The organism is Brevibacterium permense (genome assembly GCF_025506275.1).
GTDB classification, from domain to species: Bacteria; Actinomycetota; Actinomycetes; order Actinomycetales; family Brevibacteriaceae; genus Brevibacterium; species Brevibacterium permense_A.
On sequence record NZ_QYCP01000086.1, the window covers coordinates 38,417 to 52,558 of the forward strand.

Sequence of the window (14,142 nt, forward strand, 5' to 3'; positions counted from 1 at the left end):
TCAAGCGGAACGAACGGATGAGAATGACTCTGAAGAACGTCACCACGAAGACCATGACAGCTGCGATGATCGCCGGAGCCGCCGTGCTCGGCGCCAGTTCGATCGCCTCCGCCGCCCAGCCGGCGGCACCGCCCGCCGCTTCCGCAGGGGTCGCCTCCGCGGCGGCCGAGAACTCGGCTGCGGACTCCGGCACCGCCTCGGCGAGCCCGGAGGCGGGGACAGGATGAAGGCGAACGGCTTCACCTGGCACACCGACCAGAAGTCCGAGAGCGGCGACATCCTCGTCTGGGGCGACGGCGACAACACCACCGCCTGCGGTCACATCGGCATCTACTGCGAAGGCCAGGTGTGGCACCAGAACTTCAACGGCGACCGCAGCCTGCACACCTATCACGGCCTCATCGACGGCTACCTAGGCTACTGGCGCGCCTGATAGGTTTTCGCAACGACGAAGGCTCCGAACCAAGGTGGTTCGGAGCCTTCGTGTCACGAGTGCTGTCTCAAAACTACTCGAGTGGAGGTAAGGGGACTCGAACCCCTAACCCTCTGCTTGCAAAGCAGATGCGCTACCAATTGCGCCATACCCCCGAAACGGGTTCACACCCTCACACCGAATCGGTGTGTTCGGACCATTCGGCTTGGGCACTCTGGTTCTGGTGCCGCCACCCGAAGAACACTCCCAGTCCCACTAACGTGAGACCGCTGAGAATCCATCTTCTCATGATCCTCCTCGAAAGGAAATCCTGTTGTGACAGGACGTGGGCCTACCTGGACTTGAACCAGGGACCTCTTCGTTATCAGCGAAGCGCTCTAACCGCCTGAGCTATAGGCCCTTATCGGGTGAACCCGAAGTAAAACAATACCCATCGACCGCAGCCAAACACAAATCGACGCCCAGTGACCCCTCTCACACCCTCCCAGAACTAACTGACGGCGGCCCAGCAACCTCGCGCGAGGTTGCTGGGCCGCCGTCAGTTAGCAATCAGTCGTCGGTGAGGGTGAGGCTGAATCCGCCGGCGATGAGGGAGCCGATGTTGTAGATGAAGGCCGCCAGCGTCGACAGCGCCGTCATCAGCACGATGTTGATGACCGCGATGATGAAGCCGGCCGCGACGACTCGGCCGAAGCCGAAGATGCCGACGATCCGCTCGGCCGACTCTGCGCCGGCGAGCTCACTCATCGTCGATTCGAGGCCGCTCATCACACCGGTCGCCTGCAGCACGACCCACAGGACGATGAAGGCGACGATCGTGGCGATGCCGATCGCCACGGACATGAGGAACGACATCTTCATGACCGACCACGGGTCGACTGCGGAGACGGTGAGGCGGACGGTGCGGGGGCCCTTCTTCTTGCCCTTCCCGCTGTCGACCATGTTCTTCACACCCATCTTCACGCTGCCGGAGCTCGCGCGGACGGTGTTCGCGGCATTTCCCATCACCGAGGTGGCGCCGCGGTTGCCGTCGCCCGATCCCTGGGAACCTGTTCCCTGTGAACCGGAAGTCGGTGCGCCGGATCCCCGGGACCCGGTCTGAGCACCCGATCCCTGAGATCCGGTGTGTGCCGACGGCGTCGAGCCCGCCGAGGGTGCCCGATTGGGCTTCGGCGAGGCCTTCGGAGCGGGAGGTGCGACGACGGTGGCGTTCTGGCTGTTCGGTCCCGAAGAGCCGCGACCGGAGCCGGATCCCTGTTTCGCGCCGGTTCCCGAACCGGAGTTCGAGCCTGAACCGCTTGCTGCAGCCGACTTGTCATCCGACTTCGACGATCCGGCCGTCAGACGGGTCGAGCCGCTCGACGTGCGTATGATCTTGCCTGAGCCTGGCTGTTTGCTATCGCTCACTCTTCCACATCCTCGTTGCCGGTCTGAGGCTCCGCGACCTCACCTTCCGGGACCTCGGCATCGTCTTCGCTTTCGATCTCGTCTTCGACCTCGGCTTCGGGCCCACGGGTCACTGCGATAATACGATCTTTCTTATCCGGTTTCGCGAACACCACACCCATGGTGTTGCGTCCCTTCGCCGGAACTTCATCGATGCTCGACCGAACGATCTTACCGCGCTCCATGACCACGAGGACCTCCTCACCGTCTTCGACGATGAGTCCGCCTACCAAGTCTCCGCGCTGTTCGGTGATCTTCGCAACCCGGATTCCCAGACCTCCGCGCCCCTGCAGACGGTACTCGTCGACCGGGGTGCGCTTGGCGAACCCGGCTTCCGTGACGACGAAGACGTAGGTGTCCGGCCGAACGACGTCCATCGTGAGCAGCTCGTCGTCGTCCTTGAACTTCATACCGGTGACGCCACCGGTGACTCGGCCCAGGGGACGGATCGACTCGTCATCGGCGGCGAAGCGGATCGACATGCCCTTGCGCGAGATCAGCAGCAGGTGATCCTCGGCACCGACGATGCGGGCCGAGACCAGCTCATCGGGCTGACCCTTGTATTCGCGCAGGTTGATGGCGATGACACCGCCGGTGCGGTTCGAGTCGTACTCGCTCAGGCGGGTCTTCTTCACCACACCGGAACGGGTGGCGAGGATGAGGAAGTCGGCTACTTCATAGTCCCGGATCGACAGCACCTGTGCGATCGTCTCACCCGGTTGGAGGGCGAGCAGGTTCGCCACGTGCTGGCCCTTGGCGTCCCGTGAGCCCTCGGGCAGCTCATAGGCCTTCGCCCGGTACACGCGACCGGTGTTCGTGAAGAACAGCAGCCAGTTGTGGGTCGAGGTGACGAAGAACTGTTCGACGACGTCGTCGCCGCGCAGTGCCGCGCCCTTGATGCCCTTGCCGCCACGGTGCTGGGCCCGGTAGAGGTGAGTCTGGGTCCGCTTCGCGTAACCGCCGCGGGTGATTGTGACGACGACCTCTTCCTCGGGGATGAGGTCCTCCATGGACACATCACCGTCGAATCCGGCGAGGATCTTCGTCCGGCGATCGTCACCGTAGCGCTCGACGATCTCGTCGAGTTCCTCGGACACGATCTCACGCTGGCGAGCCGGGGTTGCCAGGATGTGGTTGTACTCGGCGATCTGCTGCTCGATCTTCTCGGCCTCTTCCTGGATCTTTAGTCGCTCCAGTGCGGCCAGTCGGCGCAGCTGCAGGTCGAGGATCGCATTGGCCTGGAGTTCGTCGACCTCGAGCAGCTCCATCAGTCCGCTCCGCGCCTCGTCCGAGGACGGGGAGCGGCGGATCAGGGCGATGACCTCGTCGAGGGCGTCGAGGGCCTTGAGGTAGCCGCGCAGGATATGCGCGCGTTCCTCGGCCTTGCGCAGACGGAACTGCGTGCGACGGACGATCACTTCGATCTGGTGTTTGACCCACAGACGCAGGAAGGAGTCGATGCTCAGTGTGCGCGGCACGCTGTCGACGAGGGCCAACATGTTCGCGGAGAAGTTCTCCTGCAGCGACGTGTGCTTGTACAGGTTGTTGAGCACGACCTTGGCCACGGCATCGCGCTTGAGCACGATGACCAAGCGCTGACCGGTGCGGCCCGAGGACTCGTCGCGCAGATCGGCGATGCCGGCGACCTTGCCGTCCTTGACGTAGGAGGCGATCTTCGCGGCCAAGGTGTCCGGGTTGACCATGTACGGCAGCTGAGTGACGACGAGGCAGGTCCGGCCCTGGATCTCTTCGACCTCGACGACGGCGCGCTGGGTGATCGATCCGCGACCGGTGCGGTAGGTGTCCTCGATGCCCTTGCGACCGAGGACCGTCGCGCCCATCGGGAAGTCGGGTCCCTTGACGATGCCGAGGAGGGCTTCGAGCGCCTCTTCCTTGCTCGCCTCCGGATGGGACAGCAGCCACTGTGCGCCCTGGGCGACCTCACGCAGGTTGTGCGGAGGAATGTTCGTGGCCATACCCACGGCGATGCCGGCCGAGCCGTTGACCAGCAGGTTCGGGAACCTGGAGGGCAGGACCATGGGTTCCTGGTTGCGACCGTCGTAGTTGTCCTGGAAGTCGACAGTGCCTTCTTCGATGTCCCGGACCATCTCCATGGCCAGGGGCGCCATCTTGCACTCGGTATAACGCGGTGCGGCCGCTCCGTCGTCGCCCGGGGAGCCGAAGTTGCCCTGACCGGCCACGAGCGGGTAGCGCATCGTCCACGGCTGCACGAGGCGGACCATGGCGTCGTAGATCGCCGTGTCACCGTGCGGGTGGTACTGGCCCATCACATCGCCGACGACGCGCGAGCACTTGGAGAAGTTGCGGTCGGGGCGGTACCCGCCGTCGAACATCGCGTAGAGCACGCGGCGGTGGACGGGCTTGAGTCCGTCACGGACGTCGGGCAGGGCACGTCCGACGATCACGCTCATCGCGTAATCGAGGTACGACCTCTGCATCTCGAGGTTGAGATCAACCTGTTCGATCCGGTTGATTTCTGTTCCGATATCGTTCTCGTCGGCCAATGTGGGCTCTTCCCTTGTGTTCGAACCGTGTCCGGCTGGATCTCAGCCGTGTGCGGCGGCGATTGGTGCGTGCAAAGAATAGGTGCGGTGCATCCGATCTCCCACCCTCACCGAGGCGGCTGCCCCGGTGAGGACGGATGATCAGATATCGAGGAAGCGGACGTCCTTCGCATTCTCCTGGATGAAGCGGCGACGCGAATCCACGTCATCGCCCATGAGGACTGTGAAGATCTCGTCGGCGACGATCGCATCGTCGAGCGACACCTGCTTGAGCAGCCGGTGGTCGGGATCCATCGTCGTCTCCCACAGCTCCTCGTAGTTCATCTCGCCCAGACCCTTGTAGCGCTGGATCGCGAGATCCTTGGGCAGTCGCTTGCCGGCGGCCCGCCCGGTCTCGAGCAGTCCGTCGCGTTCCTTGTCGGTGTAGGCGAACTGGTGCGGGGCGTTCGACCACTTGATGCGATAGAGCGGCGGGGTGGCGAGGTAGACGTAGCCGTGTTCGATGAGCGGCTTCATGTACCGGAAGATCAGCGTCAGCAGCAGGGTCGTGATGTGCTGACCGTCGACATCGGCATCGGCCATGAGGACGATCTTGTGATAGCGCAGCTTCTCGAGATCGAACTCCTCACCGATGCCGGTGCCGAAGGCCGTGATCATCGCCTGGACTTCGTTGTTGCCCAATGCGCGGTCGAGCCGAGCCTTTTCGACGTTGAGGATCTTTCCGCGCAGCGGCAGGATCGCCTGAGTGTTCGGATTGCGGCCCTGAGTCGCCGAGCCGCCGGCCGAGTCACCCTCGACGATGAAGACTTCGGATACGAAAGGGTCCTTCGACTGGCAGTCCTTGAGCTTGCCGGGCATACCCGAGGACTCGAGCAGTCCCTTGCGGCGAGTGGCCTCACGAGCCTTGCGAGCGGCCAAGCGGGCCTGCGAGGCCTGCAGCGCCTTGCGCACGACGTCCTTGGCCTGGGCCGGGTTCGACTCGAACCAGTGCCCGAGTTCGTCGCGGACCACGCGCTGGACGAAGCCCTTGACCTCGGAGTTGCCGAGCTTCGTCTTCGTCTGACCCTCGAACTGGGGATCGCCGAGCTTGACGGAGATGACGGCCGTGAGTCCCTCGCGGATGTCATCGCCGGTGAGGTTCGGGTCCTTGTCGCGCAGCAGCTTCTGTTCCTTCGCATACGCATTGACCAGCGAGGTCAGAGCCGTCCGGAAGCCCTCTTCGTGGGTGCCGCCCTCATGGGTGTTGATGACATTGGCGTAGGTGTGAACCGACTCGTTGTACGACGTCGTCCACTGCATCGCGATCTCGAGCGCGAGAGTCTGTTCGCCCTCTTCGGCTTCGAAGACGATGACATCGGGATGGACGAGATCGGCCTTCTTCGTCGAGTTGAGATACTCGACATAGTCGAGCAGACCGTTCGCGTATTCGTAGGTGACGGTGCGCGGCCTCCACTCGGTTGCCTCGTCCTCGTCGATCTGGACATCGTCGTCATCGACTTCGTTGTGGCGCTCATCGGTGAGGCTGATCTTCAGGCCCTTGTTGAGGAAGGCCATCTGCTGGAAGCGCGCACGGAGGTACTCGTAGGAGAAGTCCGTGGTCTCGAAGATCGAACCGTCCGGCCAGAAGGTCACGGTGGTGCCCGTCTCATCGGTGGCTTCGCCGCGCTGCAGCTCACCGGTGGGTACACCGCGGACGAAGTCCATCGTCCACACATAGCCATCGCGCCTGACCTCGACCTCGAGTCGTTCGGACAGTGCGTTGACGACGGTCGAACCCACACCGTGGAGACCGCCTGCCACGGCGTATCCGCCGCCGCCGAACTTACCGCCGGCGTGGAGGATCGTGAGGATCACCTCGACGGTCGGCTTGCCTTCCGTCGGGTGCATCGCCACCGGCATTCCACGGCCGTCATCGGCGACACGGACGCCTCCGTCGGCGAGGATGGTGACCTCGATATGATCGCAGTAGCCGGCCATCGCCTCGTCGACTGAGTTGTCGACAATTTCCTGGACGAGGTGATGGAGACCACGTTCCGAGGTCGAACCGATGTACATGCCGGGCCGCTTCCGGACTGCCTCGAGACCCTCGAGCACAGTGATGTCGCCGGCATCATAATGAGGCTGATCCTCGGTCGTCATATGACTCCTTGTTCGGATGGTCGTTATCAGCTCCCCATTCTACCGCGCCGCACGCTGAAATGCCCGTAAGCGGCCTGTGAAGGCGTATTTCCCGAATTTTCGTGCCGCAGATGTACCCCCGGACAGGTGAGGGAGCGGCTATGGCCGTTTAAGGCCCTCTGTGTTCTTCTCAGAAATGCAGGGATACTTCCCGTAATTTCGCCGAGGCGGCTGCCCACTTCACCCGAATGTGTCCCGAGGTCCGCGGCCTGCCACCGATCGTCGACCGCGTTTGAAGCTGCGTCCCTGTGGCCCCTTGATCTCGATCTCGGTGATCGTCGCCGAGCCCAGCCCTTCCTCGAGTCTGCGCAGGATCGTCGGTTTGAGCACCCGCAGCTGGGTTGCCCAGGTCGTCGAGTCAGCGGCGATGACGAGCAGGGGAGGAGAGAAGTCGACGGGAGTCGCGTGCTGGGCCACCTGGGGTCCGACGAGGTCGGGCCACCGGCCGAGCACCTTGCCGATGTCGAGTGAGGACGACCAGCCGCGGTCCGTGATGAGCGAACCGAGCACGGATGACACGGTCTTCGGGTCTCGACCGTCTCGACCCGATCCGGAGTAGACGGCTTCGCCGCGCAGGCGGGAGCGGCGACGACTGCGAACGAACTTCGCTTCGGTGACCTCCATCCGTCGGACTCGGTCGAGGGCTTCGAGTGCGGCGACGGGAGTGGAGTAGTCCCGGTCGATGCCGCTCATGAGGTGCCGCTCTGCAGGAGTCGGGACTGGTCGATCCGGATTCCTTCGAGACCATCGGGCAGATCGGAGTCGACGGCCGCGGTGATGAAGACCTGCTCGGCCGATGTCACTCTGGACGCCAGACGCTGCCGCCGACCGGTGTCGAGTTCGGCGAAGACGTCATCGAGGACGAGGATCGGCTGTTCGGCGGCGCTTCCGGCATCGGCGGAGAGCAGGTCCCAACCTGCCAGCTGCATGGCCAACGCCAGCGACCAGGTCTCTCCGTGAGAGGCGTAGCCCTTCGCCGGATGGGTTCCGATCATCAGGGACAGATCATCGCGACCGGGTCCGTGCAGGGTCAGTCCGCGCTCGATCTCCGTCGTCCGGCGACGATCGAGGGCCGCCAGCAGCAGCTCCTTGCAGTCGGCAGCGGATGCTGCCTGCGAGTAATCGATGCGCGAATCGTAGGCGATGTGGGCGCCTTGCCGTTCCAGCCGGGCATCGGCTGCGATATAGGCGAAGTTCGTCTGCAGCGGTTCGACGATATCGGCGAGGATCCGCTGTCGCCCGAAGACGAGTTCGGCGGCGGAGTCCGCATAGGCCATATTCCAGATGTCGAGTGTCGCCTCGAGGCCGGGATCGCGGTCCTCACGGAGCCGTTTGAGCAGAGCATTGCGCTGTTTGAGTGCCCGTTCGAAGTCCGTGATGATCGAGGCGAAGCGAGGATTGCGCGCCACGACGAGCGTGTCGATCCACGACCGGCGTTCGGCCGGTTCACCGCGGACCAGACTGAGATCCTCGGGAGCGAAGACGACACAGGAGACGAGGCCGAGGATGTCCTTGAGCTTCACCGCATTGCGGTTGACCCGGGCCCGATTGGCGCCCTTGGCCTGAATCGTCACCTCGACGGTGGCATGCCGCTGATCCCGGTTGACCAGTGCGGACACCGTTGCAGCCGGTCGCCCCTCGTGGACGAGCGGAGCGTCGAAGGCCACCCGATGGGAGCGCTGATGAGCGAGGTACCCGATCGCCTCGACGATATTGGTCTTCCCGGTCCCATTGTCGGCCACGAACGTGGTGACTCCGGGTGAGAACTCGAGGTCGAGCTCCGGATACGACCGATAGTCACGCAGGGAGAGTCGGGATATCCACATTCAGATGCGCGTGGGCATGAGCAGATAGCGATAGGACTCGTCGGCAGGACCGTCGAGTTCCTTCTGCCCGGAGATGATGACAGGCTTCATCGGCTGCGTGAAGGAGAAGTTCACGTACGGGCTCTCGACAGCGGCGAGACCTTCGGCGATGTAGTGAGGGTTGAAGCCGACTGTGATCTCGTCGCCCTGGAGGGTGGCTTCGACGGCTTCGGAGGCCTGAGCGTCGTCACCGGTGCCGGCGTGGAGGGTGAGCATGCCGTCGGTGACCTCGAAGCGCAGCGGGGTGTTGCGTTCTGCCACGAGTGAGACGCGGCGAACGGCTTCGCGCAGCACGGCGGTCTCGACGATGGCGTGGATCGGAACCGAATCCGGGAACAGCGACCGGACCTTCGGGTACTCGCCCTCGATGAGCAGCGAGGTGGTGACTCGACCCGCCGAGGTGAAGGAGATGAGGTCCTTGCCGGCATCGGTGCTGAGGCCGATCGTGACATCGCCGCCGAGGGACTTCGAGACATCGGAGAGCGTACGTCCGCGCAGCAGAGCCACGGCCGAGACGTCGGGGCGTCCCGGGTTCCAGGTGAACTCGCGAACGGCCAGACGATAGCGGTCGGTGGCGAGCATCGTGACCTTTTCGCCCTCGATCTCGACTCTCACGCTGGTGAGGATCGGCAGGGTGTCGTCCTTCGAGGTCGCGATGGTGACCTGTGAGACGGCGTTCTGGAACTCACCGGCCGAAACGGTGCCCGAGTCGTCGGGGATCTGCGGCAGCGCGGGGTATTCGGCTACAGGCATCGTCATGAGTGAGAAGCGCGAGGATCCGCAGGTCACGTCGACCTTCGCATCGATCTGTTCGAGGGTGACCTCTTGGTTCGGCAGAGCCTTGGAGATGTCGGCGAGCAGACGTCCGGAGACGAGGACCGTTCCTGCGGAGGCGACGTCGGCAACGATCTCGACGCGAGATGAGACTTCGTAGTCGAAGACGGCCAGACGCACTGTGCCGCTGGCTTCGGCGGTGATGAGAATACCGGTGAGGACCGGAGCGGAAGGACGGTTGGGCAGAGTCTTGGTCGCCCAGGCAACAGCGTCAGCGAGAACGTCGCGATTGACTTTGAACTTCAAGGGGGATGCTTCCGCGTTCACTTTACTCCTTCGGGGTGGCCACCCGACCTGCACTGGGCATCTGGTACGAGATTCCGGGTTGCGAGTCACAGGCTCGATACTGCTCGGAAAACTTTACACAGCCTATCCGATTTGTGCCCACCTCAGGAGTGCCGACCGAAAAGGGATGCAGGGGTGATCAGTGAGCGAATCTCGCATTCGAGAATCAGCCGAGATCCTGTGTTCGAATATTCTGCAGGTCCATGACTCTCTCGACCTTGAGCTCGTGAGCTCGAAGTTCATCCACCGCAGCAGTCGGTGGCGGTCGCCCTCTTAAGAGTTGAATTCACTTGGTAGAAGTATCAGCACATGTGGAGACTGTGGACAAGTGCCGCTTACCCCAGAGTAATCAAGGGTTCTGAGCCACTATGGGCTTGTGGATGCCATGTGCACCGTGACCGAGGCGTCGGTGGGCGCTTGGGTAAACACAAGCATGTAGTTCACATCTTTCCACCCGTGGCGCAGTTCTGTCCACCGCTCTGTCCCCAAGCTGTGAGCAATTGTCCCCAGGGTTATCCACAGATGTGTATGACGTCTTCTATAGGCGGTGCTGTTGTTTAATGCGGTTTGTGAGTTCGGTGACCTGGGTGTAGACGGCCCGTCGTTCGGCCATCTGAGTTCGAATCTTCTTGTTCGCGTGCATCACGGTGGTGTGATCGCGTCCACCGAACGCCTGTCCGATCTTCGGGAGGGAGAGGTCGGTGAGCTCGCGGCACAGATACATGGCGATCTGCCTGGCCGTCGTCAGCGTCCTGGACCGGGAGGTTCCGCACAGGTCATCGAGAGTGAGGCTGAAGTAGGCAGCGGTCTGGCCCATGATGTCCGCGGCCGTGACCGCAGGGGTGTCATCGGGGGTGATGAAGTCCTTGAGCACGGTCTCGGCCAAGGAGACGTCGATCTGCTGATCGTTGAGGTTGGCGAATGCCGTGACCCGGATGAGGGCGCCTTCGAGTTCGCGGATGTTCGAGGATACACGGGAGGCGATGTATTCGAGGACATCGTCGGGAACATCGAGCTGCTCGGCTGCGGCCTTGCGGCGCAGAATCGCGAACCGAGTCTCCATGTCCGGCGGCTGCACGTCCGTGAGCAGACCCCATTCGAATCGGGAGCGCAGCCGCTCTTCGAAGCCCTTGAGCATCTTCGGCGGCTGATCGGAGGTGATCACGACCTGTTTGGCCTCATTGTGCAGGGCGTTGAACGTATGGAAGAACTCTTCGACGGTCGCATCCTTGCCCTGCAGGAATTGGATGTCGTCGATCATGAGGATGTCGACCTCACGGTAGCGGCGCTGGAAGGCAGGACGCAGAGCATTCGACGTCTTCGACGATCCGATCGTATTGATGAAGTCGTTGACGAACTCTTCGCTGGAGACGTACTTCACTCGGATCTCCGGGAACAGCTGAGTCGCGTAGTAGCCGATCGCATGGAGCAGATGGGTCTTGCCCAATCCCGAGTCCCCATAGATGAACAGAGGATTGTAGGCCTTGGCCGGTGCCTCGGCGACAGCGAAGGCCGCTGCATGGGCGAACCTGTTGGAAGCGCCGATGACGAAGGTGTCGAAGGTGTACTTCGGATTGAGCTGAGCGACGCCGGGAGCATCGACGGGCGGGCCCATCGGGGCGGCGGTCGCCTCGGCGATCTTCATCTCACGGTCGGTCATCCCGGAATCGTCGGGAGCCTGCAGCTGCGAGGCTCGCGTCTGCGTTGCCGGCGGTGCCGATGCCTGCGCCTGCGGCATCTGGGTGTCCGAGGTCTGCGCGGCCGGCTGGCCCTGGTTCGGCTGGGCGGATTCGGGCGTCGAATGATCGGCGGGGACCGGTCGGACCGGTTCGGCCGCCTCGGTGGGGATGGGTTCCGGCGATTCCGTCGCCGAGGTGGAGGTGGCCGGATCGATGGGAACCTGAGTTCCCGGTGTCGGCTCTCCGATGAGTTCTTCGAAGCGGATCGGCACGTCGAGTTCGGGATCGACGACGAAGCCGAACGTCACTTCGAACCCGAGGACCTTGGAGAACTCCCTGGTCAGGGGGCCGAGCAGTCGAGTCTCGATGGTGCGGCGGGTGTGTTCTTCGCGCACGGCGAGAAGGATGAGGGCATTGTCGACGAGGGCCTTCGGCACGGCGAGGGAGAGGAAACCCTTCTGGTGCGACGTGAGGTCCGGGTCCCTTTCCAGGTTTGAGACCACCGTGTGCCAGCGGCTGATGAGCTCATTCTTGGAATTCGACACCGTCACATTTCCTCAGCTTTCAAAAAAATTCGTTCTGGCATGATCCACACCTGTGCATGACTTCCACATAGTTTTCCACAGAATGTGGATCAGTGCCGACTCAGCCCAGTGAATCTCCACACTCGTGGATAAGCTTGTGGAAAACTACATGGGTGTGACTTGTGGACGAGGGTTGGTGACAGAAGCGCGAATGGCGATGAATTTCGGGCGAGCGTGACGTGAAACATGCAGGTCCCGTTTGACCGGTCCGATTCCGCCTCGCTAAGATGGAGTGTCCTGTGTACCGGGCTTCATCCGATTATCCTGATTATCTTTTGGCTCTTATGCACAGGAGTGCTCGGCGGTCGAGACTCGCACCGCCGTTTTTTGTGAGAACGCACCGGCGTTCACCCGCAACCTAGAAATCGGAGACTGAAGTGAGCAAGCGTACATTCCAGCCCAATAACCGTAAGCGCGCCAAGAAGCACGGCTTCCGTCTGCGTATGCGCACCCGCGCGGGCCGCTCGATCCTGGCTGCACGTCGTCGCAAGGGACGTTCCGACATTTCGGCCTGAGCATGCTTGACGCGGCACATCGGATCCGCAGCGGCGAAGACTTCAGACGAATCTTCAGGGCCGGGGTCCGGGTGCGCACAGAGCATCTCATGGCGCACAGCCTGAGAGACACCGATGATACCCACGCTGCACGCGTGGGTTTCATCGTATCCAAGGCCGTCGGGAATGCCGTGGTGCGCAACCGCACCAAACGTCGGCTGCGCGAGATCATGCGTGCGCGCCTCGGTGAGCTGAGAGCAGGAGATCTGTTCGTCATCCGGGCACTGCCGCATGCCGGACAGGCCGACTTCGCTGTTCTGTCCGCCGAGGTCGACGAGCTGCTGGTCAAGGCAGAGAAGAAGCTGGAACGTCGTGGACGCCGAGCATGATCTGAAGCATGTCTCCGAGGTGCCCCGTCGGCCGGCAGGTTTCTGGCCGACACTCGGCTGGATCGTCCTGATCGGACCGAGGATGCCGTTCGTCTGGTTCATCCGCGCCTATCGGATCGTGATCTCACCTCTCTACGGCCAAGTGTGTCGCTACTATCCCAGCTGCTCCATGTACGGTCTCGAGGCGTTCGAGATACACGGAGTTCTCAAGGGCGTGGTGTTAACTGGGTGGCGCATACTGCGCTGCAATCCGTGGTCGCACGGCGGTGTCGACCATGTGCCGGGTTCCGCTCGGGAGGCCAGGTCGAAGGACATCCACCGCGGTCAGGCACACACCTGAATATATTGAACTTGCAGTCCGCGCACGAGCGTGGAGAAGCGGACTGCCTCGGGGCACACGTCGTGTCGCGCAGACCTGTGAACAATGGCAAAATGAACTTCGCGCAAGAATCGGTGTAACGAGGAGAACTGAATGGACTGGATGGACAAGCTGCTCTACCCGCTGCAGTGGGTAGTTGCTTGGATCCTCGCGATCTTCCACGAGATCTTCACCGCAATCGGTCTCCCGGCCGACAGCGGTTGGACCTGGGTGCTCTCGATCGCCGGACTGACCGTGGTCATCCGTGCTCTCCTCATCCCTCTCTTCGTCTACCAGATCAAGTCGCAGCGCAAGATGCAGCTGCTGCAGCCGGAGATCCAGCGCCTGCAGGCGAAGTACAAGGGCAAGAAGGACCAGTACTCGCGCCAGGCCATGGCCGAAGAGCAGATGGCGCTGTTCCGCGACAACAAGACGAGCCCGTGGGCATCGTGTCTGCCGCTGCTCGTGCAGATGCCGATCTTCTTCTCGCTCTTCCGCGTCATCCACAACATGCCGAAGGTCGCCTCCGGTGACATCGGAGCCATCGGCGGTTTCACACAGCAGTTGGCGATCCAGGCTGAGAACTCCTCGATCTTCGGCATCCACCTCTCCGAGACATTCACAAGCCCGGGATTCGCAGTCAAGCTGCTGACTGGTGTGCTCATCGTCGTCATGGCCGCCACCATGTTCATCACCCAGAAGCAGATGATGGCGAAGAACATGTCGGAGTCGGCAATGGCCAATCCGATGATGCAGTCGCAGAAGATGCTGCTCTACGTGATGCCTCTCGTCTTCGGCATCGGCGGCATCTACTTCCCGCTCGGTGTCCTCATCTACTGGTTGGTCTCGAATACTTGGACGATGGCCCAGCAGCACATGGTCATCCGCAATATGCCCGCTCCCGGCTCGAAGGCCGAGAAGGAGATGCTTGAGCGCAAGGCTCGCAAGGGAAAGACTGTGAAGCAGGGTGAGCTCAAGGGATCGACCGTCACCGAGGAGGCCCCGAAGAAGAGCGGCCAGCGGCAGCAGCCCGTGAGCAAGAACCGTAAGAAGAACAAGAAGCGCTGAGGAC

13 protein-coding genes and 2 tRNA genes are annotated in these 14,142 nt (G+C 62.5%); 6 read left to right on the forward strand and 9 right to left on the reverse strand.

The annotated features are described in order from the left end of the window. Window positions 1–23 precede the first annotated feature (23 nt). Complete coding sequence (locus D3I60_RS09090; RefSeq protein ID WP_262775810.1) at window positions 24–227, forward strand: hypothetical protein; 204 nt, start codon at window positions 24–26, stop codon at window positions 225–227. Next, complete coding sequence (locus D3I60_RS09095) at window positions 224–433, forward strand: hypothetical protein (protein WP_262775812.1); 210 nt, start codon at window positions 224–226, stop codon at window positions 431–433. Before D3I60_RS09090 ends, D3I60_RS09095 begins: the two co-directional genes overlap by 4 nt. 82 nt (window positions 434–515) lie before the next feature. Here D3I60_RS09095 and D3I60_RS09100 read toward each other — a convergent pair. The 9 genes from D3I60_RS09100 to dnaA all read right to left on the reverse strand — a co-directional run bounded on the left by D3I60_RS09100 (window position 516) and on the right by dnaA (window position 11,790). Continuing rightward, window positions 516–588: transfer RNA gene (locus tag D3I60_RS09100), tRNA-Ala, on the reverse strand. A gap of 171 nt (window positions 589–759) precedes the next feature. After that, a tRNA-Ile gene (locus tag D3I60_RS09105) sits at window positions 760–833 on the reverse strand. A gap of 149 nt (window positions 834–982) precedes the next feature. After that, window positions 983–1,840, reverse strand: a complete 858-nt coding sequence (locus D3I60_RS19170) for a DUF3566 domain-containing protein (protein WP_262775813.1) — start codon at window positions 1,838–1,840, stop codon at window positions 983–985. Beyond that, a complete protein-coding gene (gyrA, locus tag D3I60_RS09115; RefSeq protein WP_139467609.1) occupies window positions 1,837–4,404 on the reverse strand; it encodes a DNA gyrase subunit A in 2,568 nt (855 codons plus the stop codon). Before gyrA ends, D3I60_RS19170 begins: the two co-directional genes overlap by 4 nt. Window positions 4,405–4,545: 141 nt before the next feature. Beyond that, window positions 4,546–6,543: a DNA topoisomerase (ATP-hydrolyzing) subunit B gene (gene gyrB / locus D3I60_RS09120; RefSeq protein WP_262775814.1), complete on the reverse strand. Its 1,998-nt coding sequence runs from the start codon at window positions 6,541–6,543 to the stop codon at window positions 4,546–4,548. A gap of 219 nt (window positions 6,544–6,762) precedes the next feature. Then, window positions 6,763–7,275 carry a DUF721 domain-containing protein gene (locus tag D3I60_RS09125; protein ID WP_101546518.1) on the reverse strand — a complete coding sequence of 171 codons (513 nt, stop codon included), beginning with the start codon at window positions 7,273–7,275 and terminating at the stop codon, window positions 6,763–6,765. Continuing rightward, on the reverse strand, window positions 7,272–8,408 hold the full coding sequence (gene recF, locus D3I60_RS09130; protein ID WP_262775815.1) for a DNA replication/repair protein RecF: 1,137 nt from the start codon (window positions 8,406–8,408) through the stop codon (window positions 7,272–7,274). The genes D3I60_RS09125 and recF overlap by 4 nt, the downstream gene beginning before the upstream one ends. Beyond that, window positions 8,409–9,548, reverse strand: a complete 1,140-nt coding sequence (dnaN, locus tag D3I60_RS09135; RefSeq protein ID WP_262775817.1) for a DNA polymerase III subunit beta — start codon at window positions 9,546–9,548, stop codon at window positions 8,409–8,411. Between the two features lie 556 nt (window positions 9,549–10,104). After that, entirely contained in the window at window positions 10,105–11,790 is a 1,686-nt protein-coding gene (dnaA, locus tag D3I60_RS09140; protein WP_262775819.1) for a chromosomal replication initiator protein DnaA, read from the reverse strand. A 416-nt stretch (window positions 11,791–12,206) separates the two neighbouring features. On the opposite strand from dnaA, the gene rpmH reads away from it, so the two are divergent. The 4 genes from rpmH to yidC all read left to right on the forward strand — a co-directional run bounded on the left by rpmH (window position 12,207) and on the right by yidC (window position 14,138). After that, on the forward strand, window positions 12,207–12,344 hold the full coding sequence (gene rpmH, locus D3I60_RS09145) for a 50S ribosomal protein L34 (RefSeq protein ID WP_039211706.1): 138 nt from the start codon (window positions 12,207–12,209) through the stop codon (window positions 12,342–12,344). A 2-nt stretch (window positions 12,345–12,346) separates the two neighbouring features. Beyond that, window positions 12,347–12,712: a ribonuclease P protein component gene (gene rnpA, locus D3I60_RS09150; protein ID WP_101546515.1), complete on the forward strand. Its 366-nt coding sequence runs from the start codon at window positions 12,347–12,349 to the stop codon at window positions 12,710–12,712. Then, window positions 12,696–13,052 (forward strand): membrane protein insertion efficiency factor YidD, encoded by a 357-nt coding sequence (gene yidD / locus D3I60_RS09155; RefSeq protein WP_262775821.1) that lies wholly within the window; start codon window positions 12,696–12,698, stop codon window positions 13,050–13,052. Before rnpA ends, yidD begins: the two co-directional genes overlap by 17 nt. A 132-nt stretch (window positions 13,053–13,184) precedes the next feature. Beyond that, window positions 13,185–14,138: a membrane protein insertase YidC gene (gene yidC, locus D3I60_RS09160; RefSeq protein WP_262775823.1), complete on the forward strand. Its 954-nt coding sequence runs from the start codon at window positions 13,185–13,187 to the stop codon at window positions 14,136–14,138. Window positions 14,139–14,142: the final 4 nt, after the last annotated feature.

Coding starts and splice junctions, on each gene's coding strand:
- recF (WP_262775815.1), bottom strand. CDS start 8,408: ATGTGGATATCCCGACTCTCCCTGCGTGACTATCGGTCGTATCCGGAG.
- rnpA (WP_101546515.1), top strand. CDS start 12,347: ATGCTTGACGCGGCACATCGGATCCGCAGCGGCGAAGACTTCAGACGA.
- D3I60_RS09090 (WP_262775810.1), top strand. CDS start 24: ATGACTCTGAAGAACGTCACCACGAAGACCATGACAGCTGCGATGATC.
- gyrB (WP_262775814.1), bottom strand. CDS start 6,543: ATGACGACCGAGGATCAGCCTCATTATGATGCCGGCGACATCACTGTG.
- D3I60_RS09125 (WP_101546518.1), bottom strand. CDS start 7,275: ATGAGCGGCATCGACCGGGACTACTCCACTCCCGTCGCCGCACTCGAA.
- D3I60_RS09095 (WP_262775812.1), top strand. CDS start 224: ATGAAGGCGAACGGCTTCACCTGGCACACCGACCAGAAGTCCGAGAGC.
- yidC (WP_262775823.1), top strand. CDS start 13,185: ATGGACTGGATGGACAAGCTGCTCTACCCGCTGCAGTGGGTAGTTGCT.